The sequence below is a fragment of the Catenulispora pinistramenti genome (assembly GCF_018274385.1).
In the GTDB taxonomy this organism is placed as follows: domain Bacteria; phylum Actinomycetota; class Actinomycetes; order Streptomycetales; family Catenulisporaceae; genus Catenulispora; species Catenulispora pinistramenti.
In genome coordinates this window covers 1-25,580 of sequence record NZ_JAAFYZ010000077.1, presented here as the reverse complement: position 1 = coordinate 25,580, position 25,580 = coordinate 1, and the positions used below count along the sequence as shown (strand labels likewise).

The 25,580-nt window shown below is 71.2% G+C and carries 26 protein-coding genes; 11 read left to right on the top strand and 15 right to left on the bottom strand.

What is annotated here, in order from left to right; all coding sequences use genetic code 11:
- The first annotated feature begins 38 nt into the window (after window positions 1-38).
- Window positions 39-629, top strand: a complete 591-nt coding sequence (locus KGQ19_RS22380; protein ID WP_212011173.1) for a TetR/AcrR family transcriptional regulator — start codon at window positions 39-41, stop codon at window positions 627-629.
- On the opposite strand, the gene KGQ19_RS22375 is transcribed toward KGQ19_RS22380, so the two are convergent.
- Together KGQ19_RS22375 and KGQ19_RS22370 are read right to left on the bottom strand one after the other, a co-directional pair.
- A complete protein-coding gene (locus tag KGQ19_RS22375; protein ID WP_212011172.1) occupies window positions 603-2,228 on the bottom strand; it encodes an MFS transporter in 1,626 nt (541 codons plus the stop codon). The genes KGQ19_RS22380 and KGQ19_RS22375 overlap by 27 nt on opposite strands.
- Window positions 2,225-2,860, bottom strand: coding sequence for an ArsR/SmtB family transcription factor (locus KGQ19_RS22370; RefSeq protein WP_212011171.1), 636 nt, complete (start codon window positions 2,858-2,860; stop codon window positions 2,225-2,227). Before KGQ19_RS22370 ends, KGQ19_RS22375 begins: the two co-directional genes overlap by 4 nt.
- A 113-nt stretch (window positions 2,861-2,973) precedes the next feature.
- Between KGQ19_RS22370 and KGQ19_RS22365 the strand changes: the two genes are divergently transcribed.
- The gene (locus KGQ19_RS22365) at window positions 2,974-3,963 is read left to right on the top strand and encodes an NAD-dependent epimerase/dehydratase family protein (RefSeq protein ID WP_212011170.1); all 990 of its coding nucleotides are present in this window, start codon (window positions 2,974-2,976) and stop codon (window positions 3,961-3,963) included.
- A 1-nt stretch (window position 3,964) separates the two neighbouring features.
- Here the strand turns inward: KGQ19_RS22365 and KGQ19_RS22360 are convergent, their stop codons facing one another.
- Window positions 3,965-4,459 (bottom strand): GNAT family N-acetyltransferase, encoded by a 495-nt coding sequence (locus KGQ19_RS22360; protein ID WP_212011169.1) that lies wholly within the window; start codon window positions 4,457-4,459, stop codon window positions 3,965-3,967.
- A 196-nt stretch (window positions 4,460-4,655) separates the two neighbouring features.
- Between KGQ19_RS22360 and KGQ19_RS51150 the strand changes: the two genes are divergently transcribed.
- Both KGQ19_RS51150 and KGQ19_RS22355 read left to right on the top strand, forming a co-directional pair.
- Window positions 4,656-4,778 (top strand): hypothetical protein, encoded by a 123-nt coding sequence (locus KGQ19_RS51150; protein ID WP_268907918.1) that lies wholly within the window; start codon window positions 4,656-4,658, stop codon window positions 4,776-4,778.
- 240 nt (window positions 4,779-5,018) lie between these two features.
- Window positions 5,019-5,870 (top strand): alpha/beta hydrolase, encoded by an 852-nt coding sequence (locus tag KGQ19_RS22355; RefSeq protein WP_212011168.1) that lies wholly within the window; start codon window positions 5,019-5,021, stop codon window positions 5,868-5,870.
- 186 nt (window positions 5,871-6,056) lie between these two features.
- Here KGQ19_RS22355 and KGQ19_RS22350 read toward each other — a convergent pair whose 3' ends face one another.
- From KGQ19_RS22350 to KGQ19_RS22320, 7 genes are all read right to left on the bottom strand, one after another.
- Window positions 6,057-8,366, bottom strand: a complete 2,310-nt coding sequence (locus KGQ19_RS22350; protein WP_212011167.1) for an ABC transporter permease — start codon at window positions 8,364-8,366, stop codon at window positions 6,057-6,059.
- Window positions 8,367-8,374: 8 nt separating this feature from the next.
- Window positions 8,375-9,085, bottom strand: coding sequence for an ABC transporter ATP-binding protein (locus tag KGQ19_RS22345; RefSeq protein ID WP_212011166.1), 711 nt, complete (start codon window positions 9,083-9,085; stop codon window positions 8,375-8,377).
- A gap of 238 nt (window positions 9,086-9,323) precedes the next feature.
- Window positions 9,324-10,007: an SDR family NAD(P)-dependent oxidoreductase gene (locus KGQ19_RS22340; protein ID WP_212011165.1), complete on the bottom strand. Its 684-nt coding sequence runs from the start codon at window positions 10,005-10,007 to the stop codon at window positions 9,324-9,326.
- A gap of 113 nt (window positions 10,008-10,120) precedes the next feature.
- Window positions 10,121-10,906 (bottom strand): putative protein N(5)-glutamine methyltransferase, encoded by a 786-nt coding sequence (locus tag KGQ19_RS22335; protein WP_212011164.1) that lies wholly within the window; start codon window positions 10,904-10,906, stop codon window positions 10,121-10,123.
- A 10-nt stretch (window positions 10,907-10,916) separates the two neighbouring features.
- A complete protein-coding gene (locus KGQ19_RS22330; protein ID WP_212011163.1) occupies window positions 10,917-11,891 on the bottom strand; it encodes a tyrosine-type recombinase/integrase in 975 nt (324 codons plus the stop codon).
- Window positions 11,888-12,298 (bottom strand): DnaJ family domain-containing protein, encoded by a 411-nt coding sequence (locus KGQ19_RS22325; protein WP_212011162.1) that lies wholly within the window; start codon window positions 12,296-12,298, stop codon window positions 11,888-11,890. The genes KGQ19_RS22330 and KGQ19_RS22325 overlap by 4 nt, the downstream gene beginning before the upstream one ends.
- 28 nt (window positions 12,299-12,326) lie before the next feature.
- Complete coding sequence (locus KGQ19_RS22320) at window positions 12,327-12,851, bottom strand: MarR family winged helix-turn-helix transcriptional regulator (RefSeq protein WP_230419162.1); 525 nt, start codon at window positions 12,849-12,851, stop codon at window positions 12,327-12,329.
- Between the two features lie 123 nt (window positions 12,852-12,974).
- Here KGQ19_RS22320 and KGQ19_RS22315 point away from each other — a divergent pair, with 123 nt between their 5' ends.
- Window positions 12,975-13,898, top strand: a complete 924-nt coding sequence (locus KGQ19_RS22315) for an EamA family transporter (RefSeq protein ID WP_212011161.1) — start codon at window positions 12,975-12,977, stop codon at window positions 13,896-13,898.
- A 162-nt stretch (window positions 13,899-14,060) separates the two neighbouring features.
- Window positions 14,061-15,290 (top strand): saccharopine dehydrogenase family protein, encoded by a 1,230-nt coding sequence (locus KGQ19_RS22310; protein WP_212011160.1) that lies wholly within the window; start codon window positions 14,061-14,063, stop codon window positions 15,288-15,290.
- Between the two features lie 211 nt (window positions 15,291-15,501).
- Here the strand turns inward: KGQ19_RS22310 and KGQ19_RS22305 are convergent, their stop codons facing one another.
- Entirely contained in the window at window positions 15,502-16,047 is a 546-nt protein-coding gene (locus tag KGQ19_RS22305) for a YbhB/YbcL family Raf kinase inhibitor-like protein (protein WP_212011159.1), read from the bottom strand.
- 80 nt (window positions 16,048-16,127) lie between these two features.
- Here KGQ19_RS22305 and KGQ19_RS22300 point away from each other — a divergent pair, with 80 nt between their 5' ends.
- From KGQ19_RS22300 to KGQ19_RS22290, 3 genes are all read left to right on the top strand, one after another.
- A complete protein-coding gene (locus tag KGQ19_RS22300; RefSeq protein WP_212011158.1) occupies window positions 16,128-16,811 on the top strand; it encodes a maleylpyruvate isomerase family mycothiol-dependent enzyme in 684 nt (227 codons plus the stop codon).
- Window positions 16,812-16,904: 93 nt separating this feature from the next.
- The gene (locus KGQ19_RS22295; protein ID WP_212011157.1) at window positions 16,905-17,738 is read left to right on the top strand and encodes an acyl-CoA thioesterase; all 834 of its coding nucleotides are present in this window, start codon (window positions 16,905-16,907) and stop codon (window positions 17,736-17,738) included.
- A gap of 182 nt (window positions 17,739-17,920) precedes the next feature.
- Complete coding sequence (locus tag KGQ19_RS22290; RefSeq protein ID WP_212011156.1) at window positions 17,921-18,610, top strand: lysophospholipid acyltransferase family protein; 690 nt, start codon at window positions 17,921-17,923, stop codon at window positions 18,608-18,610.
- 114 nt (window positions 18,611-18,724) lie between these two features.
- Here KGQ19_RS22290 and KGQ19_RS22285 read toward each other — a convergent pair whose 3' ends face one another.
- Window positions 18,725-19,873, bottom strand: a complete 1,149-nt coding sequence (locus KGQ19_RS22285) for an SEL1-like repeat protein (RefSeq protein WP_212011155.1) — start codon at window positions 19,871-19,873, stop codon at window positions 18,725-18,727.
- A 520-nt stretch (window positions 19,874-20,393) separates the two neighbouring features.
- Here KGQ19_RS22285 and KGQ19_RS22280 point away from each other — a divergent pair.
- Window positions 20,394-21,200, top strand: coding sequence for a GNAT family N-acetyltransferase (locus KGQ19_RS22280; RefSeq protein ID WP_212011154.1), 807 nt, complete (start codon window positions 20,394-20,396; stop codon window positions 21,198-21,200).
- A gap of 75 nt (window positions 21,201-21,275) precedes the next feature.
- On the opposite strand, the gene KGQ19_RS22275 is transcribed toward KGQ19_RS22280, so the two are convergent.
- The 3 genes from KGQ19_RS22275 to KGQ19_RS22265 all read right to left on the bottom strand — a co-directional run bounded on the left by KGQ19_RS22275 (window position 21,276) and on the right by KGQ19_RS22265 (window position 24,304).
- The gene (locus KGQ19_RS22275) at window positions 21,276-21,656 is read right to left on the bottom strand and encodes a VOC family protein (protein WP_212011153.1); all 381 of its coding nucleotides are present in this window, start codon (window positions 21,654-21,656) and stop codon (window positions 21,276-21,278) included.
- A gap of 48 nt (window positions 21,657-21,704) precedes the next feature.
- Window positions 21,705-22,508 carry a CPBP family intramembrane glutamic endopeptidase gene (locus tag KGQ19_RS22270; protein WP_212011152.1) on the bottom strand — a complete coding sequence of 268 codons (804 nt, stop codon included), beginning with the start codon at window positions 22,506-22,508 and terminating at the stop codon, window positions 21,705-21,707.
- Window positions 22,509-22,816: 308 nt separating this feature from the next.
- A complete protein-coding gene (locus KGQ19_RS22265; RefSeq protein WP_212011151.1) occupies window positions 22,817-24,304 on the bottom strand; it encodes a glutamate-cysteine ligase family protein in 1,488 nt (495 codons plus the stop codon).
- Window positions 24,305-24,427: 123 nt separating this feature from the next.
- On the opposite strand from KGQ19_RS22265, the gene KGQ19_RS22260 reads away from it, so the two are divergent.
- Window positions 24,428-25,580, top strand: a 1,153-nt coding sequence (locus KGQ19_RS22260) for a substrate-binding domain-containing protein (protein ID WP_212011150.1), incomplete at its 3' end; no start/stop codon positions are given.

Sequence of the window (25,580 nt, the reverse complement as noted above, 5' to 3'; positions counted from 1 at the left end):
GGCATCGCGGGTTCGGTCAACGCTCGTAGAATGAACTGATGACGCCCGAATCCGCACCCGTACCCGCGCCCGAACCCGGCTCCCGCGCGCAGCAGCGCAGCCGCACCGAGGCCCGCATCCTGGAAGCCGCGACCCGCTCGTTCTTCGACGTCGGCTACGAGCGCACCACGATCCGGGCCGTGGCCACGGCTGCGAATGTGGACGCCGGCCTGGTCATGCACTACTTCGGGTCCAAGCAGGCGCTGTTCCAACGCGTGGTCGACGCCGCCCCCCTGCCCGAGATCGACGCCGCCCCGGGCCAGGCCGGCGAGCACATCCTGGCCGGACTCGCCGACCGCCTGGCCAACGAGCCGGTCGCGTCCCTGAGCATCCTGCGCTCGATGCTGACCACCCCCGAGGCCGCCGACGCCGTCGGCACCGCCGCGATCCGCTACCAGGCGCAGATCGCGCAGGCGATCCCGGCGCCGGACGCGGACCTGCGGGCGGCGATCATCAGTGCCGTGCTGCTCGGGATCACGGTGTCGCGGCATCTGATGAAAGCCGACGCGCTCGCCGACGCCGAACCGCAGGAAGTCATCCGGCTGCTGCGCCCGGCGATCCAGTCATTGGCTGACGGCCGCGATCTGTGACGCCGGAGCCGGAGCCGGAGCCTCGTCCAACGCAGGATCCTCCTCCAGCGAACGTATCCGCAGCACCGGCCCGGCGAACAGCCAGAACACCGACATCGCCCCGCCGACCGCCGCGACCACCAGCGTCGGACGCAGCCCGATCGTGCCGGCCAGCGCCCCGCCGGCCAGGGCGCCGAGCGGGCGGATGCCGTAGTTGACCGTGCTGTAGGCACCTGCGACCCGGCTGCGGACGCCTTCTTCGACGATGGCGGCCTGAAGGGAGTTCAGGGGGATGTCGAACAGCATCACGCCCACCCCGCACAAGAACTCCGCCGCCCCCAGTGCCATCGCGCACCACCACACCGAGCCGCCCGCGACGGCGGCGATGGCGATCGGCGCCGGGAACAGCACGGCACCGATCGCGACACAGCGACCGACCCCGACCAGACGCGCGATCCGCGGCGCGAGCACCGCGCCCAGCACCGCGCCGCTCGCGCCGAGACCCAGGGCCAGGCCGATGGCGCCGGCGGACAGGTGCAGCATCCGGGTCGCGAACAGGATCAGCAGGCTGGAGTTGGCGATGAAGGTGAAGAAGTTGATCGTGGTGGCGCAGGCCAGGGTGGCCCGCAGGACCGGCTGGCGGGCGATATAGGCGATGCCCTCCTTAGCCCGGCGCGCCACCGACAATTCAGCCGCCTCCGGTTCCGGCTCCACCACCTGCACCCGGCCGATCATGAACGCCGAGAACAGGAACGACACCGCGTCGGCGGCGACGGCGAACGCCGCGGAGGTCGCCGCGATCAACGCGCCGCCGAGCGCCGGGCCGACCATGAAGGACGCGGAGCGGCTGCTGGAGAGCTTGCTGTTGGCCGCCACATACTGCGAACGCGGCACCAGGCGCACGAAGAAGGACGAGTACGAGGTGTTGAACAGCACCGCCGCGACGCCGCACAGCAACGCGATCAGATAGAGCTGACCGAGCGTCACGGTATGGAAAGCAGCGGCGATCGGCAGACTCAGCAGGATCGCGGCGCGCGCCAGATCGGCGCCGATCATCAGGCGGCGCTTGCGCCGCTGCCGATCCACCCAGGCGCCCATGAACACCCCGATCAGGTTCGGGGTCCAGGTCACGGCGGCCAGCACGGAGGCCTCAGCGGTGGAGGCTTTGAGGATCTTGGCGGCGATGTAGGGCAGGGCCAGCTCGGTGATGCGGTCGCCCAGCTGGGAGACGCTGTCGCCGATCCAGAAGCGGCGGAAGCGGGGATCGGGGTCGGGATGCGGTGGTTCAGGGGGCTGCGAATCAGCTGCCGGCGAGTCACCTGCCTGCGGCGAGTCACCTGCCTGCGAGTCAGCTACCGGTGAATCAGTTGCCAGCGAGTCAGAAGCCTGTGATGTGCCGGCCCGCGGATCGGATGCCGGTGATTCAGTTGCCAGCGAGTCAGATGCCTGTGATGTGCTGGCCCACGGGTCGGAAGCCGGTGATCCGGTGCCGGGTATCGGTTCCTCGCCGGCATCGCTTGGCGAACCGGCACGGGCATCGGCTTCGGTATCGACATGGGCATTGGCGCTGGCCTCGGCCTCGGCCTCGGCGTCGGCGTTGGCGTTGGCGTTGGCGGTCATGCTCCACCGCCCGCGCTGTCCGGCTCGGCATCGATATCCCGCGCCTCGGGCAACGCGTAGCGCAGCAGCCGCACGCTCCGGCTCCCCGGCGGCCGCTCCCCGGGATCGCGGTTCACATACGGCGCCAGCACCTCCTCGATCCCGTCCAGGATCGCCGCCAGCTCCGCGGTGTCCACCACGACCCGGGTGTTCGACACCCCGACGGCCTGCTCCCACTCGCCTTCCAGGCCGGGCTCGACGTCGGTCAGCCACTGCGCCAGCCGCGCCTGACCGTGCACCATCATCTCCCGGGCCAGGGCTCGGGCCGCACTGCGCCGCTCGGGGTCGGCGCCGTCGGCGGGGAGGTCGAAGCGGAAGCCGCGCACCGCCGACTCCCAGCGCCGGGCCCGGCCGTCGGGGTGCGGCGCGCCGTCGCGGACCAGGCCGAAGCCGGCCAGGTGCCGCAGGTGCCAGCTGGCCGCGGACGGGCTGATCCCCACCCGCGGCGCCAGTTCCGTCGCGCTGGACGGGCCTTCCCGCCGCAGGATGTCCATGATCGCCAGCCGGGCCGGATGGGCCAGGGCCCGCATCATCCGGGGATCGGTGACGACCAGATCGCCGAGTCGGTTGCGCTGCTCGCGCTCCTGAGCCATGGATGTGAAAGTATTGCTTCACATATCCGGGCGTCAACACCCGGCGCGGGACGGTCATCGGGCAGCCGGTAAACCAGGTGGCCCGCGACCGGCCCCGCACTAGGCTGGCCAGAATGCGCATTCTGATGTTGGGCGGCACCGGCTTCGTCGGCCGGGCCGTGGTCGAGGACGCCCTGTCCCGCGGCCATCACGTGACCGTCTTCACCCGCGGCCGCTCCGGCGCCGCCTTGTTCCCGCAGGTTCCGCGCCTCGTCGGCGACCGGGACACCGATGACTACTCCGCGTTGGCGACCGGCACCTGGGACGCGGTCGTGGACTCCTCCGCCTACGTGCCCCGACACGTCAACAAGGCGATGGACGCCCTCGGCGAGCGCGTCGGCCGCTACGTGTTCGTCTCCAGCCACGCCGTCTACGAGCGCAGCGGCGTCGGGCCCGGCTCGACCGAGGACACGCCGCGGCGCCCGCCGGTCCGTGACACCGAGGAGTTGTTCGAGGAGACCTACGGCCGGCTGAAGGTCGCGTGCGAGGACGACGTCCAGGCCCGCTTCGGCGAGCGCGCCGGCATCGTGCGCCTGGGCAAGGTCGCCGGCCCCCACGACCCGCAGAACGGCCTGACCTACTACGTGCGCCGCGCCACCCGCGGCGGCCGACTGGCCCTGCCGGGCCGCCCCGAGCAGCCGGTCCAGGTCGTCGACTCCCGCGACGCCGCCCGGCTGATGGTGCGCCTGATCGAGGACGGGCGCGGCGGCGCGTTCAACGCGGTCGGCCCCGGCACGCCGGTGACCCTAGCCGAGGTGATCCAGATTTGCGCGCGGGCCGCCGGGACCGAGGTGGAGATCGTGCCGGTGCCGGAGCAGAACGCGCAGGGCACCTTCTTCCCGCTGATCCGCGACGAGGACGAATGGAACCGCATGCAGCGGGATCCGGCGCGCGCCGTGGCGGCGGGGATGCCGCAGACGCCGTTCGAGACCACGGTCGCCGATGTGCTGGCGTGGGATCGGGAGCGCGGGCTGCCGCCGCTGAAGTTCGGGTTCACCGAGGAGGAAGAGGCGAAGGCGCTGGCTGAGGCCGGGGCCGGGGCCGGGTCGGCAGAAAGTAAGTAGCTCAAGCTTCGAGGATGTAGCCGAGCACAGCCCCGTCCCTCTCAAGCCCGTCCCGCCGGAACCCGCACTTCTCCAGCACCCGCGCCGAGGCGGCGTTGTGTCCGGCGACGTAGGCGTGCACCGGCCTGATGGTCAGCTCGCACAGGAACAGCGCCAGCGCGGTGGTGGCGACGCCGCGGCCCCAGTGGTCGCGGCCGAACCAGTAGCCGACCTGGCGCTGTTCCCATTGCGGCCAGCAGGTGATGGATCCGGCCACGGCGCCGTCGACGACGACCGTGCGGGCCAGGGTCGCCGGGTCGGTCCGGATGTCGTGCCACAGCTGCTCGTGGTCCCGGCGGGCGGCCGGGGCGGTCCCGGCCAGCCGGGCCGCGAGCGGGTCGCGCTGGTACTCGAAGAACAGCGGGACGTCGGCCGGGCCGACCGGCCGCAGACGGATGTCCGGGGCCGGTCCGCCGACCCGCGCGTTGTCCCCCGCTTCGGCCGCTGGACCACTCATCTTGGTCGACCTTTCGCCCGGTTTCCCACCGTTGTTCCCACCGCCGTCGCGCCGCCGTCACCGGAGTGTCACGCCAGAACAGTATCCGCAGGTGCGCAACCCATTTTCGCCTTTAATCGATTGGACTCCGAGGCCGGGCTCCCTTACAATCAAAGGCATACAGCCGATGCGATCAAAAGGATCCAAGGAGTCAACGATGAACTTCGCCTCGACCTACGAACTCGCCGCCGCCAACGCCCGTCTGGCCGAGCTCCACAAGCAGGCCGCCGACGCCCGCCTGGCGCGCCTGGCCAAGAAGGGCCGCCGCAAGGGCGCCTGAGCCCAGCCGACAACGACATCCGAACGACATCCAGTGGGGCCGCCCGTGATGGGCGGCCCCACTGGCGTACAGAACCCGCAAAACCCTTAGGCCCGTTCTCGGCCCGCGCCTAGGAGCGTTCTGAAAATCTTGAAAACGCGCCCCACTTGCTCCGGTTTGCCCAGATCGGCTTTTCGGGGTAAAAGGTGGCGAAACCGGCGCGCCGAGCAAGATCTTCAGCAGTCTCCTAGGGTGCACGCCATGACTGCTGAGGTCCCCTTCCGCCCACTGCCCCTCGACGTCCCGGTCAGCTACGCGCACGGCCCGGATTCGGTGCGGCGGCCGGAAGTGCCGCCGGGCAGCACGGTCGAGTTCCAGTGGCGCGAGAGCGCGGTCTATCCGGGGACGTCGCGCAAGTTCTGGGTCCACGTGCCGGCCGGATACGATCCCGCACACCCGCGGCCGGCGAACCTGATGGTGTTCCTGGACGGCTGGTGGTACCTCGACCCGGCCGGGGAGGTGCGTGGCGGCATCGTGCTGGACAACCTGGTCCACGCCGGCGACATCCCGATGACCGTCGGGGTGTTCGTGGATCCCGGCGTCTTCGAGGGCTCGGCGCGGCCGAAGAACCGCAACGTCGAGTACGACGCCTTCGACGAGCGCCTGGTGACGTTCCTGACCACCGAGATCGTCCCGCGGGTCGCGGCGCGCTATCGGATCGCCGACGATCCCGAGCGCTGGGGCATCTGCGGCGGCAGCGCGGGCGGCGACGGGGCGTTCACGGCCGCGTGGCTGCGTCCGGACCGGTTCCGTCGGGTGATCTGCTACCTGGCCAGCTTCGTGCAGATGCCGGGCGGCAATCCCTATCCGGCGCTGATCCCGGTGACCGAACGCAAGCCGCTGCGGATCTTCATGCAGGCCGGGCACCGCGATCTCAACTGGGATCAGCCGACCCGCAACTGGCTGGCGGAGAATCTGCGGACCGCCGCGGCGCTGGCCGAGGCGGGCTACGACTTCCGGCTGGTGCTCGGCGACGGCGCCCACAGCCCGAATCACGGCGGGGTGCTGCTGCCGGACGCGCTGCGGTGGGTGTGGCGGCCGGACGGGGATTGACCGTCCCGCGGTCGCCGCCGTGCCGAGCACGGCGCCGAAACCACGCCGAGGTGAAGCCGAGCATGCGTGCGACGGTGCCGGGGTCTGCTGGACGAGTTGCCGCAGGGCGGCTGTCCGGCCGGTGAGGATGGGGATGTCGGCCGCAACGTGAACGTGCCGTCGGCGGCCCGATGCCTGACTCCCGGATCACTCGCTCCGCAGCACTTCCGCGACCGTGAGGCGGGCCGCGGCGCGTGCCGGGATGAATGCGCCGAGCACTGCGATCAGGACGCCCGCGAGCGCTAGCACGCTGAGCATTGGCGCGTGCCAGACGTGCATCATGGATGCTGGCATGTCGATGCCCGCTGCGCGGGCGCTGGCCGGCACGATCAGGCGGTGCGCGATGATGCCGACGGGGAGCCCGAGCAGCCCGCCGATCACGCCCAGCGGCACCATGGACGTGATCATCATGAAGGTCACCTGGCGCGGCGTCATCCCGATGGATTTGAGCATGCCCAGGTTCCTTCGGCGTTCCCTGGTGTTGAGGACCACGGTGTTGAAGACGCCCATGGCCGCGATCAGGCCCAGCATCAGGGTGAAGATCGATGCGAAGCTGGTGATGACCACGGTGCCGACGCTTGTCTGGTTCGTGTCCGCGGTCGCGTTGAGTCCGGTGCCGGCAGCTTTTGTGAAGGCGGCGATATAGGCATCGGTGTTGGTGCCGGGGGCGAGTTGGATCTCGTAGTCGGTGGCCTGCTGGTCTGGTGCCAGTTCCGTCAGCGTCGCCCAGTCGCAGAATACAGAGAAGCCGCCGGCCAGGAACTCGCCGACGATTCTCACCTGTGTCCGCTTTCCGCCCAGGTCCAGGGTGGTCTGGTCGCCGACGGCCAGGCCGCGCTGGTGCAGGAAGTCGGATCGGGCGACGATCTGGCCTGCTCCGTTCATCCAGTGTCCCTTGACCATCAGGTAGCCCAAGGTCGAGGAATCGCCGCGGAGGAATTCGGCGTCCGTGGTCTGCGAGGATCCGAGGTAGATGTCGGCGTAGCTTCCTGCGGTCACATGGACGGCGCCGGGCAGCGAACGCAGCAGTCCTTCCGTTTCGCTGTCGCCGAGCCGCCGTGCGGTCTGGCCGTCGCCGGGGTCGGCTGCTCGCACGGTGACTTGGACGGCTCCGTTGGCCTCCTGGGCCTTCCCGTAGGCGACCATCGTGTTGGTCAGGCCGGTCGCGAAGGTCACTGTGATCACGCCGAGAACGATGGCCGCCATCGTCAGGGCCACTCGCGCGGGGCGGACTATCGGCAGTCCCAGGCCGAGGCTGATCGGGCGGGGCAGCCGTGTCCCGGCCAGCCAGCGCTGAGCCCGGAGTGCGCGACCGGCACGCGGTGTGCTGCCCGCGCTGATCGCCTCGACCGCCGACAGTCCGCGCGCCCGCAATGCGGGGCCGAGTGCGGCGACGGCGACTAGAACCGGCACCCCGAGCAGGCAGGTGACGTCCACTGCGCGGCCGACGCCGGCGTTGGGCACGTCGAGTCCCTGAAATGCGCCGCTCAGCAGCGGTTTCGCCAGGATGTTGCCGAGCACGACCCCCAGCGCGCACCCGGCGATCGCGGGGACCGAGATCATCGTCAGGTAGACCGCGGCCACTTGGTTCGGTGTGAATCCCAGGGCTTTGAGGACCCCGATGTGCCGGAACCCGGTGACGACCGCGCCGCTGACGACGTTGGCGACGATGAGGACGGCCACGACGATCCCGAGAACGCCGAAGACCATCAGGAACGGGACATACGCTCCGGGTCCGGCGGCGAAGGCTCGCTTCAGGACCAGGTAGGACTGCGACTCGACCAGCGCGCCCGGCGGCAGGCCGGCCGTGACGGAGGCCAGTCCGCTGCGGATCTCGGCGTCGGTCGAGGAGTCCTTGAACCGGTAGAGCATCTGTTGCTCACTCGGGTGCAAAGCGCCGATCTGCCCCGGCGATACCCAGGCGCCGGCAGACTGGCTCACGCTGTCGGCGAAACCGACGATGGTGAGCAGCGGGCCCCCGGGAACTTGGAACGTGTCGCCCAGAGCCCGCGGCACCAGGCCCTGGCCCGACGGCCGGTTCATGACGATCTCGCCAGGACCGGTGGCCCAACGGCCCGCCCACAGGTCGAGCCGGTCCACGGGGCCTGCCGGATCGGCCCGGCCCACCACCGTCAATGGTCCGAACGGGAAGCCCGCCTTGTTCTCGGTGATGGTGAGGACCGCTTTGCCAAAGGGCCCGGCGACAGCTTCCACGCCGGGTTGTTCCGCCGCCCGGGCCAGCTGCGCCCCGGAGACGGCGGTCATGTCGAAGTCCGCGACGACGTGTGCGCCGTGCCCCCTGGCATAGGCATTGGTGAAGGGTGCTGAAGAGGCCGCCAGCAGTCCCAACGCGACGACGAACGTCGCCGTGGAGAACAGAACGACGAGGCCGATGACCACGCTTTGGAGTCTGCGGCGCTTCACCGCGGCCCGCGATGCCAGCCATACCGCGCCCATACCGCGGCTCATTGCGTCGGCTTCAAACGGCGTTCGCCGACCACCCGGCCGTCGGCGACTTCGATGAGCCTGTTCGCATGCCGCGACGCGAGATCCCGATCGTGCGTCACCAGCACCACCGTCTGGCCGGCCCGGTGCAGGTCCATCAGGATCCCCATGACCTGCTCGCCGGCCTTGCTGTCCAAGGCGCCGGTCGGCTCGTCGGCGAGCAGCAGCACGGGATGGTTCATCAGGGCCCTGGCCACACCGACCCGTTGTCGCTCACCGCCGGAGAGCAGCGCCGGATACCGGCTCTGCCGATCGGCGATGCCCAATTCGTCGAGCAACTCCACGGCACGCCTGCGCGCCTGTGCGGCCGGCACACCGATCAGCCGTGCGGCCAGCGCGACGTTGTCCAGCACCGACAAATCGTCCAGAAGGTTGAAGAACTGGAAGATCATCCTGATCCGCCGGCGCCGAAGCCGCGCGAGCGCCTTCTCGTCGTGCCGCCCCAACTCCTCGCCGTCGACGACGACCGTCCCCGATGTCGGACGGTCCAGGCCCGCGATCATGTTGAGCAGCGTTGACTTGCCGCAACCGGACGGCCCCATCACCGCGACCGCCTCACCGGAACGGATCTCCAGCGACACCCCGTCCAACGCGATGGTGGCGCCGTATTCTTTGCGCACCGCGTCCAAGCGCACGACGGTCCGCCCGGCGGTGTCGTCTTCAGTACTCATACAGCGCAGCATGGTGCTCCAGGCGCACGCGGAACATCAGTCCCCGGGTGGAGCCTCCCGACCGTCTCATCCCGGGGATGTATGCCCTCGGATCCGGCGATTGCCGACGCGGCTGCAGGTACACGCTGGTGACCGTCGCATCCGAGTGCCGCAGAATCCTGCTGACCTCCGGCAGGGTCAGATGTTCGTCGGCCGACATCAGTACCGCGGCGATGTGCCCCTGGACCGGCCGGTCGCGCTACCAGTCGATGGCCTGGCCGTCCCGGAAGAAGCCCCCGGTCGGCCCGTTGTCGGGCAGCAGGGCGGCCCAGACGATGCCGGCGGCGCCGTCGTGGACCGGCCGGCCGCCGGGGCCGCCCATGTCGGTGGCGACCCAGCCGGGGCAGACCGCGTTGACCAGGATCCCCTCGGGCCGCAGGTCCGCGGCGAGCATGCGGGTCAGGGCGTTGAGCGCGGCTTTGGTGAGGCTGTAGGCGGGGGTGGAGCCGCTGGTCATCTCGGTGAGCGAGCCGGCGCCGCTGGAGACGTTGACGATCCGCTGGTGGCTGCCGGCCCGCAGCAGCGGCAGCAGGGCCTGGATGAGCTGCCATGGTCCGAAGACGTTGGTCTCGGCGGCCTCGCGGACCACCGCCAGGTCGGCGCCGACCGCGTGCTGCCAGGTGTCGTAGTGGATGGCGGCGTTGTTGACCAGCACGTCCAGGTGCCCGAACCGGTCGCGCAGCTGCTCGGCGGCGGCCGCGATGTCCTGGGCGCTGGTGACGTCCAGCCGCACCGGAACGGCGCCCGGCCCGAGTGCGGCGGCGGTGTCGCGGGCGGCGTCCTCGGAGCGGGCGGCGATGACGACGGTGTGGCCGGCGGCGAGCAGCTGGCGCGCGGTCTCGCGGCCGAGGCCCCGGTTGGCACCGGTGACGAGGGCGATCATGGTTCTCATCTTCGCAGCTCTTGTCGGCCCTTCTCGGGTCTACGCAGTTCTTCTCGGGTCTACGCAGTTCCCCTGAGCTCGTCGCAGCCCTTCTCAGCCCTTCTCAGCCCTTCTCAGTCCGCTGATCCCGGCTGCCGCCCGACCACCACCGTCGCCTCAAGCTCCTGGTCCTGCGCTATCCACGCCTTCAGCCCGGCCTGCCCGAACGCCGCCAGCATCGTCTCGGCCTGCACCTCAGTGGTCTCGATCAGCAGATGCCCGCGCGGGGCCAGCCACTGCGGCGCCCCTTCCGCGATCCGCCGGTGCACCGCCAGCCCGTCGGCGCCGCCGTCCAGGCTCTCCAGCGGCTCGAAGTCCCGGGCCTCGGCGGGCAGTGTCGCGATGGCGTCGGTCGGCACATACGGCGCGTTCACCACCAGCAGGTCCACGCTCCCCCGCAGCCGCTGCGGCAGCGCCTCATACAGGTCGCCTTCATGGATGTGGCCGCGGCCGGCGAGGTTCTGCCGCGCGTAGGCCAGCTGCGCGGCGTCCAGGTCGGCGGCGTGCACCTCGACGTTCGCCAGCCGCGAGGCCAGCACCGTCGCGAACGGCGCCGACCCGCAGCACAGGTCGACGGCCACCCGGGCGGCGCGGCCGAGTTCCAGGGCGAGCTCCACCAGATACTCCGAGCGCCGCCGGGGCACGAACACCCCGGGGCCGACGGCGATCCGCAGCCCGCAGAACTCGGCCCAGCCGACCACGTGCTCCAGCGGCTCCCCGGCGCAGCGCCGCCGCACCAGCGTCTCCAGCAGCCGCGAAGGCTCGGTGGCGTCCTTCACGGCCAACGCCAGCAGTTCCGCCTCGTCCTCGGCGAACACACAGCCGGCGGCCCGCAGCCGGGTGACGACATCTTCGTTCATGATCACGTTCTCAGTGGGGGGTGAACACCCCGGACAGCGCGTACGCGGGCGACTTGTCAAGATGTTGACGCCCGAGGTCGTAGCGCTCCGTGGTGGCGGAGTTGGCATGTCCCATATACACCTGGATGTCGCGCAGCGGCACCCCGGCGTCCAGCAACAGCGTCGTACACGCGTGCCGCAGCGAGTGCGGGCTGATCTTCTTGTCGATCCCGGCGGCCCGGGCACAGCTCTCCACGATCCACTCGACCTGGTAGCGGGTCAGGCGCGCGCCGTCGGGCCCGACGAACACCGGCCCGTCGGCCCCGCCGCCGCGTTCGGCCAGCCACGTGTCCAGGCACCCGGCGGCCGGCGGCGCGATCGCCTGGTCCTGTTCCTCCCCGCCCTTGCGCCGCAGCCGCACCACGCGGTGGCCGCGCTGGGTGGACAGGTCCGCCACGTCGATCCCGCACAGCTCCGAGACCCGCAGCCCCTGGTAGAGCAGGACCGCGACGACCGCCTCGTCCCGGGCTCCGCGCGCGGCGGCGGCCGTGAGCAGCGCCTGCGACTCGTCCCGGTCCGGGCCCAGGGTCTGCGATTTGCGCGAGACCTTCGGCAGGTGCAGCGCCTTGTCCTTGGCCGGGACCGGGCTGTGGCCGGTGTAGCCGGAGTCCAGGGCGTAGAGGTAGAAGTTCCGCACGGCGCTGATCTTGCGCGCCAGGGTGGCCGGGCGTGCGCCGGCGTCGTTGGCCAGGTGCACGGTCCAGGCGTCGACGTGTGCGCGGATCGCGTCGAAGGGGTCGACGTCGAACAGCGCGCACCAGCCGAACCACTGCTTCAGGTCGACGGCGTAGGCCGAGGCCGTCGTGGGTTTGTAGGTGAGCAGGAACAGCGACGCGACTTGTTCCGCGGTGGGGCCGGGGCCCTCGGGCCCGGCGGCGGCCAGCGCGCCGGGCACCACGGAGACGACGACGGCCGTACCGGGCTCGGGGCGGTCCGGATCGCTCACTTCGCTTCGCGCGCCTGCCGCCAGGCCGCGACGGCCTGGTCCGCGTCGACCCGCGGGATCACGACCGACGGCCCGGACTGCGGGGTGCGCCGGGCGGCGTCGGAGCGTTCGTCGTAGTCCGTGATCGCGGCCCGCAGCGCGGCCTCGGAGGCGGCCGGCCGCTCGCCGACCAGGCCCTTGCGAAGGTCCTGGGCTTCGCGCCGCAGCGCCAGCGGCACCGGCAGCCCGTGGACGCCGACGCGTTCGGCCGCGACCTTCTGCGTGATCCACCAGTCTTCGCGGTAAGGCTGGCCGTCTCCGGGCAGCGGCTTGCCGACCAGGGGGTTGTCTTCGAAGGCTCCGGTCTTCTCGGCGTAGTTGACCTGCTTGTCGATGCCGGAGGCGAATCGCTCTTGCCAGGTGCTCATACCCCATTATCGCAAAAGGGTTACGGGCTCATCGCAGGGAGGTGTCGCCGAGTCCGGCGGCCAGGGTGCGCAGCAGGTCGGTCAGGGTGCCCTGGGCGTCGGCGTCCAGTGCGGCCAGCAGCCGCCGCTCGTTGGCGACGTGCTTGGGCATCAGCTCCTCGATCAGCTCCAGCCCGGCCGGGGTGAGCCGGATCCGCACGCCCCGCCGGTCGCCGGGATCGCGCAGCCGCCGCACCAGTCCCTTGGCCTCCATACGGTCCGCGCGGTTGGTGATGGCGCCGGAGGTCACCATCGCGGTCTTCAGCAGCGCGCCGGGCGAGAGCTCGTAGGGCGCGCCGGAGCGGCGCAGCGTGGCCAGCACGTCGAATTCCCAGAACTCCAGGCCGTGGCCGGCGAAGAAGTCCTTGAGCTCGCGGTCCAGCAGCCGTGACAGCCGGCTGATGCGGCCGACGATGCCCATCGGCGCGGCGTCGAGCTCCGGGCGTTCCCGGGCCCACATCGCGATGATCGCGTCCACCGCGTCGGTGTCGGCCATCGCGCCGGTCTCGGCCATCGGGCTCGCTCCTTTTGCGGGGATGACGAAGATCGTGCCGGGAGGGAATGTGCTAGCTTCCTCTCAGCGTTGACAGTCTCAACATTAAGAGAAGTCGGCGGGGAAAACCAGGGGAGAGTTCCGATGACCGCCAGCACGACCGCCTCGCCCGTCGCGCCAAGCGCCGCGCACGCCCACACCCACCCCACCGGCACCGCCCGCGACCTGCTGCTGTCGGTCATCGCCCCGGCCAGTTGGGGCACCACCTACGTCGTCACCTCCGAACTGCTCCCCGACCACCGGCCGATGCTCGCCGCGACGATGCGGGCACTGCCGGCCGGGCTGATCCTGCTGGCGTTCGTCCGGCGGCTCCCGAAGGGCAGCTGGTGGTGGAAGACCGCGGTACTGGGCACCTTGAACTTCGGGGCCTTCTTCCCGCTGCTGTTCTTCGCCGCCTACCGCCTGCCCGGCGGCCTGGCCTCCACCCTCGGCTCGGTGCAGCCGCTGCTGGTCGCCGGCTTCAGCATCCTGATCCTGCGGCAGCGGCCACACAGCGCCGTGCTGGGCGCGGCGGCCGTGGGCACCGTCGGCGTGGCGCTGATGACGCTGACCGGCAAGGCCCGCCTGGACCCGCTCGGCGTGCTGGCGATGCTGGTGGCCACCGCGCTGATGGCGCTGGCGGTGGTACTGGGCCGCAAGTGGGGCCGCCCGGAAGGCGCCACGCCGATGGTGCTGGCGACCTGGCAGCTGGTATTCGGCGGCCTGCTCCTGCTGCCGATGACGCTGGCCTCCGAAGGCCTGCCGGACACACTGAGCGCCAAGAACGTCGCCGGCTTCGCCTATATCGGCATCGTCGGCACCGCCGTCGCCTACACCCTGTGGTTCCGCGGCATCGAACGGCTGGCGCCGACCTCCCTGTCGCTGCTGAGCCTGGCCAACCCGATGGTGGCCACGGTCGCCGGGTTCGTGGTGCTGCACCAGTCGCTGACGGCCCCGCAGGCCGCGGGGTTCGCGGTGGCGCTGGGGGCGCTGGTCAGCGGGCAGGTGCTGGCCTCGCGCAGGCGCTGAGGGGTGCGGCCGGTACGGCCGGAGGGCCCCGGAGCGAGGTCGCCGAACAGCCGGAGCCGGAGCCGGGATCAAATCGTCGGCCACGCCGCTCTGGCTGCGCGGCCGACGGCGTCCTAGGGTGGAGCCCACATAGTTACCGACCGGTAGTAAGGAAGGCGTGCGATGCCCGACCCGACCGCTGGCAAGCCCCTCGACCTGGTGCTGTTCGGCGCCACCGGCTTCACCGGAGCCCTGGTCGCCGACTACCTCGCCGACCACGCCCCGGCCGGCACCCGCTGGGCGCTGGCCGGGCGGTCGGCGACGAAACTGCGGGCCGTACGGGACCGGCTGGCCGCGGACCGGCCGGAGCTGAAGGACCTGCCGCTGCTGATCGCCGATGCCGGGGACCGCGTCTCACTGCGCGAGCTCGCCGAGCGGACCCGCGTCGTGATCAGCACCGTCGGGCCCTACCTGCACTACGGCGAGCCGCTGGTGGCCGCATGCGCCGAGGCCGGCTGCGACTACGTGGACCTGACCGGCGAGCCGGAGTTCGTCGACGCCATGTACCTCAAGCACCACGCCCGGGCCGTCGAGACCGGCGCGCGCCTGGTGCACTGCTGCGGCTTCGACAGCATCCCGAGCGACCTCGGCGTCCTCTACACGATGCGCGAGCTCGGCGCGCAGAGCGGGCCGGTGCGGGTGTCAGGGTTCGTCCGGGCCCGGGGCACGTTCTCCGGCGGGACGCTGGCCTCGGCGATGATGGCGATGTCCCGGCCCAAGGCGATGGCCCGTACCGCCAAGGCCCGACGCGCCGCCGAACCGAAGCAGCCGGGCCGGCGCTTCGGGGTGCTGGCCGGGCCGCCGCGGCACGACAAGACCGCGCACGCCTGGGTGACGCCGCTGCCGGTGATCGACAACCAGGTGGTGCTGCGCAGTGCCGCCGCGCTGCCGGAGTACGGGCCCGACTTCCGCTACGGGCACTTCGCCGCGGCACGCCGGCTGCCGATCGCACTCGGGGGGCTGGCCGCGATGGCCGCCTTGGCGGTCGCCGCACAGGCCAAGCCGCTGCGGCAGGCGGTCGGCAAGGCGGTCAAGCCGGGTCAGGGCCCGGATGCGGCCCGGCGCGCCGGGAGCTGGTTCACGCTGCGGCTGCGCGCCGAGGCCGGTGGACGCACCCTGATCACCGAGGTCTCCGGCGGCGACCCCGGCTACGGCGAGACCGCGAAGATGCTGTCGGAATCGGCGCTGTGCCTGGCCTTCGACGACCTGCCGAAGACCTCCGGGCAGCTGACCACGGCCGCCGCGATGGGGGACGCGCTGATCGAGCGGCTGAAGCGGGCCGGGATCAGCTTCCGGACGCTGACGGCGCCGCCGAGCGGTTCGCCCGGGCCGGTGACGGGGCCGCGGCGCTGAGCGCAGGCAAGGCATAGCTGTGGCGCCGAGCGGAAGCCTGGCTGCGGCGCCGGGCACCGGCATGGCCGCAGCGCTGCCGACCCTCAAGCAAGCCTCGGCCGGGGCACCCGCGCCCCGGCCAGCCGCCGCCGAACTCGCCGATCTCGCCGATCTCGCCGATCTCGCCGAACTCGTCTATCGCGCCGATCGCGCCACCAGAGCCGTCCAGCCCTTACTCGTCAGCGCTGGCCCAGCCCTGCAGCACACCCCGACCCAGCTCGTGCCCGCGCATCATGAAGTGCAGCACCGCGGGGGTGGTGTCGGGGGTGACGCCGAGGTCCCGGACCGACTCCACGTCGAGTGCGTGGACCGCGAAGAAGTAGCGGTGCCGGCCGGTGCCGGGCGGCGGGCCGAAGCCCACGTACTGGTGCATCCCGATCTCGTTCGGGACGTGGAACGCCGAGCCGGGCAGCGCGTCGTCGCCGACGCCGACGCCGGCCGGCAGCTCGGTGGTGTCGGCCGGCAGGTCGGCCAGGCCCCAGTGCCAGAACCCGGACGGGATCGGGGCGTCGGGGTCGAACATCGTCACCGCGATGCTCTTCGTGCCCTCCGGCACCGGACCCCAGGACAGCTGCGGGGAGATCTCCCGGCCGCCGGGGACCTCGAAGATCGCCGAGCCGTGTTCGGGCGCCAGGCGTTCCCCGGCCTTGAATTCCGAGGAGGCCACCGCGAATGACGGCACCTTCTCTGAGGTGTCATAGGGGGACGACACGCGCACCACTCCCGTCCAACCACATCGTCGACTATTGATGGATCGTGCGACCCTCCCCAACCCTACAGAAAGGGCGGCCCGCTGCCATGACCACCGCCGGAGTGCACTACCGCGTCATCCGCTCCCAGCTCACCGAACTGGCCGAAGGCCTCACCGCCGAACAGGCCGGCACCGCCGTGCCCGCGCTTCCGGGCTGGAGCGTGAAGGACACCTACGCCCACCTGGCCGGGATCAGCTACAACTTCGTCACCGGCGCCATGGCCTACCCGGACGACCCGGCCTGGACCGCCGAACACGTCGCCGCCCGCCGGAACCGCTCCCTGGCCGAGATCTGCGCCGAATGGACCGCCAACAGCGCCACCGCCGAGGCCGTCCTGGACGACCCGGCCGGCCGGCGCACCGTGTTCGCCGTGTTCGACGCCTTCCACCACGGCCACGACATCCGCGGCGCGCTCGGCCGGCGCGAGGCCCGCGACACGCCCGAGACCGCGTTCGTCGCGACCCTGATGACCAAGTTCAAGCGCGGCGGCTGGGCCCAGGGCGGGCACCCGCCGGTGCAGCTGGCCTGCGCCGCCGGCAGCTGGCGGCTCGGCCCGGCCGACGGCGAGCCGGTCGCGGCACTGACCACCTCCGACTTCGAACTCTCCCGGATCATCGTCGGCCGCCGCTCCCGGGCGCAGATGCTCGCCGCCGGCTGGAGCGGCGACCCGGAGCCGATCGTGGACCTGCTGCCGGTGTTCGGGCCGCCAGTGACCGACCTCACCGAGTAGCCACGCCGACGCCGCACCGCCGCGGTGCCTAAAATCGAGCCACACGCCGCGCCCGGCCTGGCACCGCCCCGCCCCCGCACCAGGAGTCGCCCCTTGGCCACCTTCGAGTCCCTGATGGACCTGCTCGAACTGGAGAGGATCGAGGACGACCTGTTCCGCGGCGCCTCCCCCGACACCGACGTGCAGCGCGTCTTCGGCGGCCAGGTCCTGGGCCAGGCCCTGTCCGCGGCCACCGCCACCGTCGAGCCGGACCGCAGCGTGCACTCCCTGCACGGCTACTTCCTGCTGCCCGGCGACCCCGCCGCGCCGATCGTCTACGAGGTCGACCGCTCCCGCACCGGACGCTCGTTCTCCACCCGCCGGGTCGTGGCCCGCCAGCACGGCCGCAACATCTTCGTCATGTCGGCCTCCTACCAGATCCCCGAGCCCGGCCTGGACCACGCCGACCCGCGCCCGGACGCCCCGGACCCCGAGACGCTGCCGGCGATCCCGCCCAGCCCCGCCGACGACGGCGAGGACGCGCTGTGGAACATCCTCTACCGGCGCTGGACCGCCTTCGACATCCGCCGGGTCCCGGACACCGGCCCGGAACGGCGCCAGGTGTGGCTGCGCACCTCCGCGCCGCTGCCGGACGACCCGCACCTGCACACCGCGGTCCTGGCCTACGTCTCGGACCTCACCTTGCTGTCCACCACCTTGATCCGGCACAAGCTGCTGCCGCACAAGGAGGTGCAGATCGCCTCGCTGGACCACGCGATCTGGTTCCACCGCCCGGCCCGCGCCGACGAGTGGCTGCTCTACGACCAGGCCTCCCCCTCGGCCTCCGGCGCCCGCGGCCTGGCCACCGGGCGGCTGTTCACGCGCGAGGGGGCGCTGATCGCGACCGTCGTGCAGGAAGGGCTGCTCCGGGTCCACCCCGCCCCCTGAGCCGACTGGAGCCGGCCGCGGACCGGCCCTGAACCGGCCCGCATCGACCACCGCCGCCCCCGTGCGGCCGCGCGCCACCGGACCGCACCGCCGGCCGGCACGTTACCCCTAAGGTGATCCGCTAGTCTCGACGGCGTCCTCCCCCGACCCGCCGCCCGAAGAAGAATGAGGTCAGCGCGCAGATGTCCGTGTACCAGGCGGCGAAATTCATCGTCGAACCCCTCGTGAAGCTGGTCTACCGGCCCCGGGTCGAGGGCCTGGAGAACATCCCCGCGACCGGCGGCGCCATTCTGGCGGCCAACCACCTGTCGTTCTCAGACTCCTTCTTCATCCCGGTCGTGGTGCCCCGGCACGTCACGTTCATCGCCAAGGCGGAGTACTTCAACACCACCGGCCTGAAGGGCATGTGGAACAAGTACTTCTACGCCCGGTTCGCCGGTGCGGTGCCGGTGGACCGTTCCGGCACCCGCAACGCCACGCAGGCGGCGTTGGAGGGGGCGGTGGCGGTGGTGGAGGCCGGGGGGCTGTTCGGCATCTACCCGGAGGGCACCCGCTCCCCTGATGGCAGGCTGTATCGGGGGCGTACCGGCATCGCGGAGATCGCGTTGCGTTCGGGGGCGCCGATCATCCCGATCGGGATCATCGGGACCGACCGGGTGCAGCCGCCGGGCAAGAAGCTGCCGCGGCTGAGCCGGGTGACGCTGCGGATCGGGGCGCCGCTGGACCTGGCCGAGGCCAAGGCGCTGGGCAAGCCGGCGCTGGTGCGGCGGGCGATCACCGACGAGGTGATCGAGGAGATCCAGAAGCTGTCGGGGCAGGAGTACCGGCACGTCTATGCCTCGGATGTGAAGGAAGGCAAGGCCGCCGCTTAGGCTCCGGTACAGGCCTGAAGGGCCGGCATGAGCCGAAGGGCCGGTGCGCGCGGGTTCGCGCGCACCGGCCCTTGCAGTGTGTTGACCACACCGTGGCCGGCTAAGCCGCCTGACTCAGGCGGTGGCCACGCCGCCGGCGTCGCCGCCGGGCTGCACCGAGATCGCCCCGGACAGCACGGCCTGCGCCTCGGGGTGCCCGGCGGCCGCGGCGGCCTCGAACCACGGCAGTGCCTCCTCGGGCTTGCCGCTCTGCTGGAGCAGCACCGCCGAGTTCCACATCGCCGGCACGTGTCCGGCGTTGGCGGCGGCCAGGAACAGCCGCTCGGCGTCGATCAGGGCGCCGGTCTGGGCGGCGACCACGCCCAGGGCGTAGGCGCCGGAGGGGTCCCCGGCGCTCATCGCGCGCTGGAACGCCTCGGCGGCGCCCTGCTGGTCGCCGGTGGCCAGCAGCACCTGGCCGTAGACGACCTCGGCGCCGGGGGCGTCGGATTCGCGGCCGCGCTCGGCGGCGGCCAGCGCCTCCTCGACCTCGCCGCGGGCCAGGGACAGCAGGGCGAAGTTGACCTGTGCGTGCCCGTCGCCGTCCTCGGCGCCGAGCCGGAAGCACTCCATGGCCTCCTCGACCTCGCCCTGCATCAGCAGCACGTTGCCCAGGTTGTTGACCGCGCGGACCTCGCCGGCCTGGACCGCCTTGCGGTACCACTCGGCGGCCTGGGCCAGGTCGCCGCGGCGCTGGGCCAGCACGCCGATGTTCGCCATCGCCGAGCCGACCTCGGCCTCGGCGCCGCGCCGGTACCAGAACTCGGCCTCGGCCGGGTTGTCCCAGTGGTTCATCCGGCCCAGGTTCACCGCGGCCTCCGAGGAACCCAGCGCGACCGCCTGGCTGAGCCAGGCCACCGCCGCGTCGTTCTCGCCGCGCACCGCCAGCAACGTGCCCAGGTTGTTCGCCGCCTCGGCCTCGCCGAGCTCGGCCGCCGCCGCGTACCAGCGCACCGCCTGGTCGAAGTCGTCACGGGCCTGATACACCAGGCCCAGTCCGAACATCGCCGCCCGGCCGCCGCCGGCCGCGGCCGGGGCGAAGACCCGCTCGGCCGCCGCCAGGTCCCCGGCCTCGAACGCCACGAACCCCGCGGCCACCACGGGGTCGGCGTCGAACGCCGCCGCCGGTGCCTGCGTCTCCAGCTCCGTCACCGCATCGGCGCCACCGACCTGGAGCCCGTCGGCCTCATCCGCCCCGCCGATCTGCTGCTCTACCTCGGCCACGCTTGCCTCTCCCAATTTCGAGCCCGTTCCGAGCCATGTCCCCACCCGGCGACCCTCGCCGAGGACCCACCAAAGAAAATCACACCGGCCGACAACCGGCACGACAACGGGAGTATCCGGCACTACCCCCGCCGCACGCCAGTCACCACACCGGATCATCTCCGGACCGAGTCCCGCGCGAGACCTGTGAAACCGGCCCGCGGCCCTTCGGCGGGGCCGTTTTGGGGCGTTTTCCGCGGCGCGCTCTCCGAACGCGTTCCCGGCGGCGTCCAAGCGGCTCGCGCGCGGCTCCCGGGCCGCCGGGCACCGGTGAGTCACACCTCGGACATCGGCCGGACCCGTAGGGGAAACCCCGATGTCACGCACCGGCGCCGGCCGGTGCCCGCCCAGGCGCGCCGAACCTCTGCGCGCCCCCTCCAAGGCGCCCCGAACCAGCGTCCTGACCTGCGTCATTACCCCGCAAGAGTGCCAACTTGTCGTGTCGCGCGCCGAGGGCCGTCGGGTCGTGGATGATATGCGCATGCGTTCCCCCGTCATGCTCCGAGGCCGCCTGTGCCGCCTGGAGCCCATGCGACCGGACCACATCGAAGGCCTGCTGTTCGCGGCCACCGCCGACCGGTCCACTTACGACTTCACCTACGTGCCGCGCGACCACGACGCAGTCGTGCGGTATGTGACGCTGGCGGCCTCGGATCTCGCCGCCGGGGTCGCCGTCCCGTTCACCACCTTCGCGATCGACCCGCTGACCGGCCAGGAACGCATCGTGGGCACCTCGCGCCTACGAGAACTCGAATACTGGCGGGCCGGGGTGTGGCCGCCGCGGCACGGGCACGTCAACCCCGACGGCCGCCCGGACGCCGCCGAGATCGGCTCCACCTGGCTGCACCCGTCGGCCCAGCGCACCGGGATCAACACCGAGGCCAAGCTGATGATGCTCACCTACGCCTTCGAGACCTGGGACGTGCACCGGGTCAGCCTGAAGACCGACGTGCGCAACACCCGCAGCCGGGCCGCGATCAGCGCCCTGGGCGCGCAGTTCGAGGGCATCAAGCGCGCGCACTTCCCGGCCGCCGACGGCGGCGTGCGCGACAGCGCCCTGTTCTCGATCGTCCGCGCCGAGTGGCCGGCGGCCAAGGCCAACCTGGAGGCCCGGCTGCAGCGCTACCTGGACCGCGCCGCCACCGCGGCCCTGGAGCCGGTGCTGGAGACCCCGCCGCCGGCCGTGGTGACCGTGGAGCCGCACCTGGTGAAGCCGCTGCCGGACAGCGGCGTCGAGACCGCCCCGGCGGTGCAGGTAGTACAAGCGCCAGCCTTCCCGGCGGCTTAGAGCTCGACGCACCAGCGACACCACCGGCGAGCCTCACAGAGGCCGGTACCCGACTCACAGAGCCCGGTGCCGGCCTCACACAGGCTGGTACACGACCACCGACCACCCATCCGGCCCGGTCACCGAGAACCGCACCTCATGCGGACCGGCGACCGGGCCGGCGACGTCATAGCCGGCCGCGCCCAGCCGCTCGGCGGTGGCCGCGGCGTCGGCGACCTTCACCATCACCCGCGCCGCGCCCGAGGACTCGGCGCCGGAGGCCAGCGCCAGCCGCGCGCCGCCCAGGTCGAACTGGGCCCAGCGCTCGCCGTCCACGAATGTCGGCTCGATCCCCAGCACCGCGGCCAGGAACTGCACGCCGTCGGCCAGCCGGGCCGCCGGGAACACCGAGGCCAAGCTCAAAGCCTTCTCGCCCGCCGTCTCATCTGCCTTCTTGCCGGCCGTCTCGTCCGCCACCGGACACCCTCCCTCTTCTGACGGTGCGTCAGATTAGCCGCACCGGCCTCACTTCGGTAGCCACGAAATGTGCGGCGCCACGTAGATCCAGCCCACGAACGTCACGCTGTCGATCAGCCCGTGCGCCACCACCAGCGGCATCACCCGGCCCCAGCGCCGGTAGGCCCGGCAGAAGATCAGGCCCATGACGAAGTTCCCGACGAACCCGCCGAAACCCTGATAAAGGTGATACGACCCACGCACCAACGAGGACATGATCTCCGAACGGGTCCGGGAGAACCCCAGCTGCTCGAACCGGCGCAGCAGGTAACCCAGGACCACGACCTCCTCGGTGACCCCGTTACGGAACGCGTCCAGCACCAGGATCGGCACCCGCCACCACACGTCCGGCAGCGTGGTCGGGATCACGGTCGCGTTGAGGTTCATCGCGTGCGCGACCACATACAACGCCAGCCCGGCCCCGCCGATCCCGGCCGCGACCACCGCCCCGCGGGCCCAGTCCCGCCAGCGGCCGGCGAAGTCGAACCCGAGCGTGCGCAGCGAGGCGTTCTCCCGCATCAGCAGATACGCCACCAGCGCCACGATCACCACGCTGAACCCCAGATCCAGCACCTGATACGTGAAGTCCAGCCACGGCCGCGGCGACTCCGAGGCGTTCAGCCCGGCCGCCTGCTTGTTCAGCGCCTGCTTCGCGGTCAGCTTGGCGATGATCGACACGAACGAGTACACCGCGGACTGGCCGAACGACAGGGCCAGCACCACCAGCACCTCGAACCGCAGCAGCGTCCGCCACCGCGCCTCCGGCACCGGACCGCCCCCCATGGGCACCACACCCTCGTCCACCACCGCCACGCCGGCTCCTCACCCTCGTCCACCGCCCGGACACCGTTCGCCGCCCGGCACTGCCGTAACGCATCATCGCAGCCGAAGCGCTGAACGGGTCGGCACCGGTCGGCACGCCGGACCCTCGATCACCTTCCGGTAACGAAGTGGGAGCGGACGCCAGGTAAACCCGGGTTTTCTCTTGTCCACCCGTTCACACCAGAACTACTGTTCCGCAGCAGCGGGACATAAGCGTCGGACACACCCCTTGACCACAGGAAACGGCGAAAGGCGGACGTCGGATGAACCGGCGGCGGAACACGGACGGGAACGCGGGCTCAGCCCAGCGCCCACGTGTGCGCCGGCGCGCCGCCGAGCATCAGATCCGAATACTCGATCGTCAACCGCTCCAGCGCCGACGCCCGATCCAGACCCTCGTCATCCACCAGCCGATGGAACTCCCCCGACAACCACGTCGCCCCGTTACGACCGGTCCGGCAACGACCCTCGATGATCCCCAAGAACTCGTCCCGGTCATGCCGATCGATACCGAGCGCGTCCAGACCACGACGCGCCGTCGGCAACAACTCCGACAACACCAGCTCCGGCACCGAAACCGGACCGCTATAGCGATCCCGGCGCCACTCCAACTCCGCGGCCAGACCGAAACGCGCCGCATCGTGCAGATTCCGCGCGGCATCAGCGAAGGCCAGATGACCCCACACCGGATCGGGATCGTCCATCATCGCCTTCACACACCCATAGAAGAACGCGGCGTTCGCCAACACATCGACCACCGTCGGCCCGGCCGGCAACACCCGGTTCTCCACCCGCAGATGCGGCTTGCCCCGCGCCACGTCATACACCGGCCGGTTCCACCGATACACAGTGCCGTTGTGCAACCGCAGCTCCGGCAGATGCGGAATCCCGCCCTCAGCCAACACCTTCTCCGGATCCTCGTCAGAACACACCGGCAACAAAGCCGTGAAATACCGCAGATTCTCCTCGAACAAATCCAGCGGCGAGGAAATCCAGCGCTCCCCGAACCACACCCGCGGCCGCACCCCCTGCGCCGCCAACTCCTCCACCCGGAAATCAGTCGCCTGCTCGAACAACGGGATCCGGGTCTCCGCCCACAACTCCCGACCGAACAAGAACGGCGAGTTCGCCCCCAACGCCACCTGCACCCCGGCGATCGCCTGCGCCGCGTTCCACGCCCCGGCGAACGTCTCCGGCGACACCTGCAGATGAAACTGCACCGAGGTATTACACGCCTCCGGCATGATCGACGCGAACGTGGTGCGCAACCGCTCCACCCCATCGATCTGCACCAGGAAATCCTCGCCCCGCACCTGCACGATCTCGTCGTTCAACAAGAAATAGCGATCCTCGTCCGAGAAGTTCTCGACGATCATGTGCGCCTCGTCCAGCGTCGGCAGAATCCCGATCATCAGGATCCGGGCACCGGCGGCGCGCGCCTGCCGGTCGGCGTAGGCCAGCGACGTCCGCAACTCCTCGGCCAGCTCGGAGAACACCGTCCCCACCAGCTTGTGCGGGGCGATGTTCACCTCCAGATTGAACTGACCCAGCTCGGTCTGGAAATCGCGGCTGGCGATCCGCGAGAGCACGTCCTGGTTCACCATCACCGGCCGGCCGGTCGGACCGACCAGGTCCAGCTCCAGCTCCACACCCATCAGGGTGCGGCCGCGTTCGAACCGGTCCTCGGCCAGCATGCGGCGGAACACCTCGAAGCCCGCACGCAGCCGCTCCCGGAACCGCGTCCGATCGGCCCCGGTGAACTCGGTCGCGACCACACGCTCGCCCACAGGCGCGCCCCTTTGCCATCTCCGCCCGCGGCACCTACGCGGGACGCCCACCACACCATCCGGCCGACACTCCAACTCAGATTACTGTCGGACATTCAGCGACGAAAGGGATCGTGACCACCCGTGGCAGGCAGGCATCGGTCCTATGAAGGCCCCGACAACACCCCCCGCGGCCGGGGCGGCGGCTCCGGCGGATCGTCGTTCCCGACCGGGCTCGTCGCCCTGGGAGCGGCGATCGTGCTCGCGGCCGGCGGCGGATACGTGCTCTACACCAAGAAGCACACCTCCAGCACCGGCAGCACGAGCGTCCACACCGCACAGGCCTCCGGCCCGTCCTGCAAGACGCCGACCACGCTGAACGTCGACGCCAACCCCGACGTCTCCACCGCGGTCAAGGCCGTCGCCGACGCCATGACCGACCCCTGCCTGCACGTCAACGTCACCAGCGCCGAAGCCTCCGCGGTCGAGGCGTTCCTGACCGGCACCGCCAAGGGCGGCGACGTCACCAGCGCCCCGGACGTGTGGATCCCGGACAGCGGCATGTGGCTCGATCTGGCCCGCACCGCTGGCGTGAAGTCGTTGGCCGCCGATCCCGCGCCGATCGCCACCAGCCCGCTGGTGATCGGGATGCCCAAGCCGGTCGCCGCCGCCGACGGCTGGCCCGCCAAGCCGTTCGGCTGGACGGACCTGCTCGCCAACTTCAAGAGCACCAAACTCCAGACCGCCGTGCCCGACCCGACCACCTCAGGACCCGGTCTCGCCGCGATCACCATGCTGCGCTCGGCCGTGCTCGCCCCGGCCGGCACCGACAAAACCCAGCAGCAGCAAGCCCTGCAGAACCTCACCCAGGTCTACCGCGTCATGAGCACCACAGTCTCCAGCTCCATGACCTCCCTGCTCGCCGACCTGCCGACCAAGGGCGCCACCGCCGCCGGCTCCGGCGGCATCGCCGCCTTCCCCGCCACCGAACAGAAGATCGCCGCCTACAACGCCGCCGGCCCGGCCACCCCGCTGGTCGCGCTCTACCCGTCCGACCCCGGCATGGGCACGATGATGATGGACTACCCCTACACCATCAGCTCCAGCCTCGACGCCGCCCACGCCAAGGCCGCGGCCGACTTCCAGACCCTGCTGCACAGCGCCTCCGGCATCAGCACCCTGCAAAAAGCCGGATTCCGCGACCCGAAGGGCGCCGCCGCGGGCCCGCTCACCGCCGCCAACGGCGTCAACCCCGCCGTCCCGGCCCTGGCCCCCGCCTGTCGCTTATACACATCTG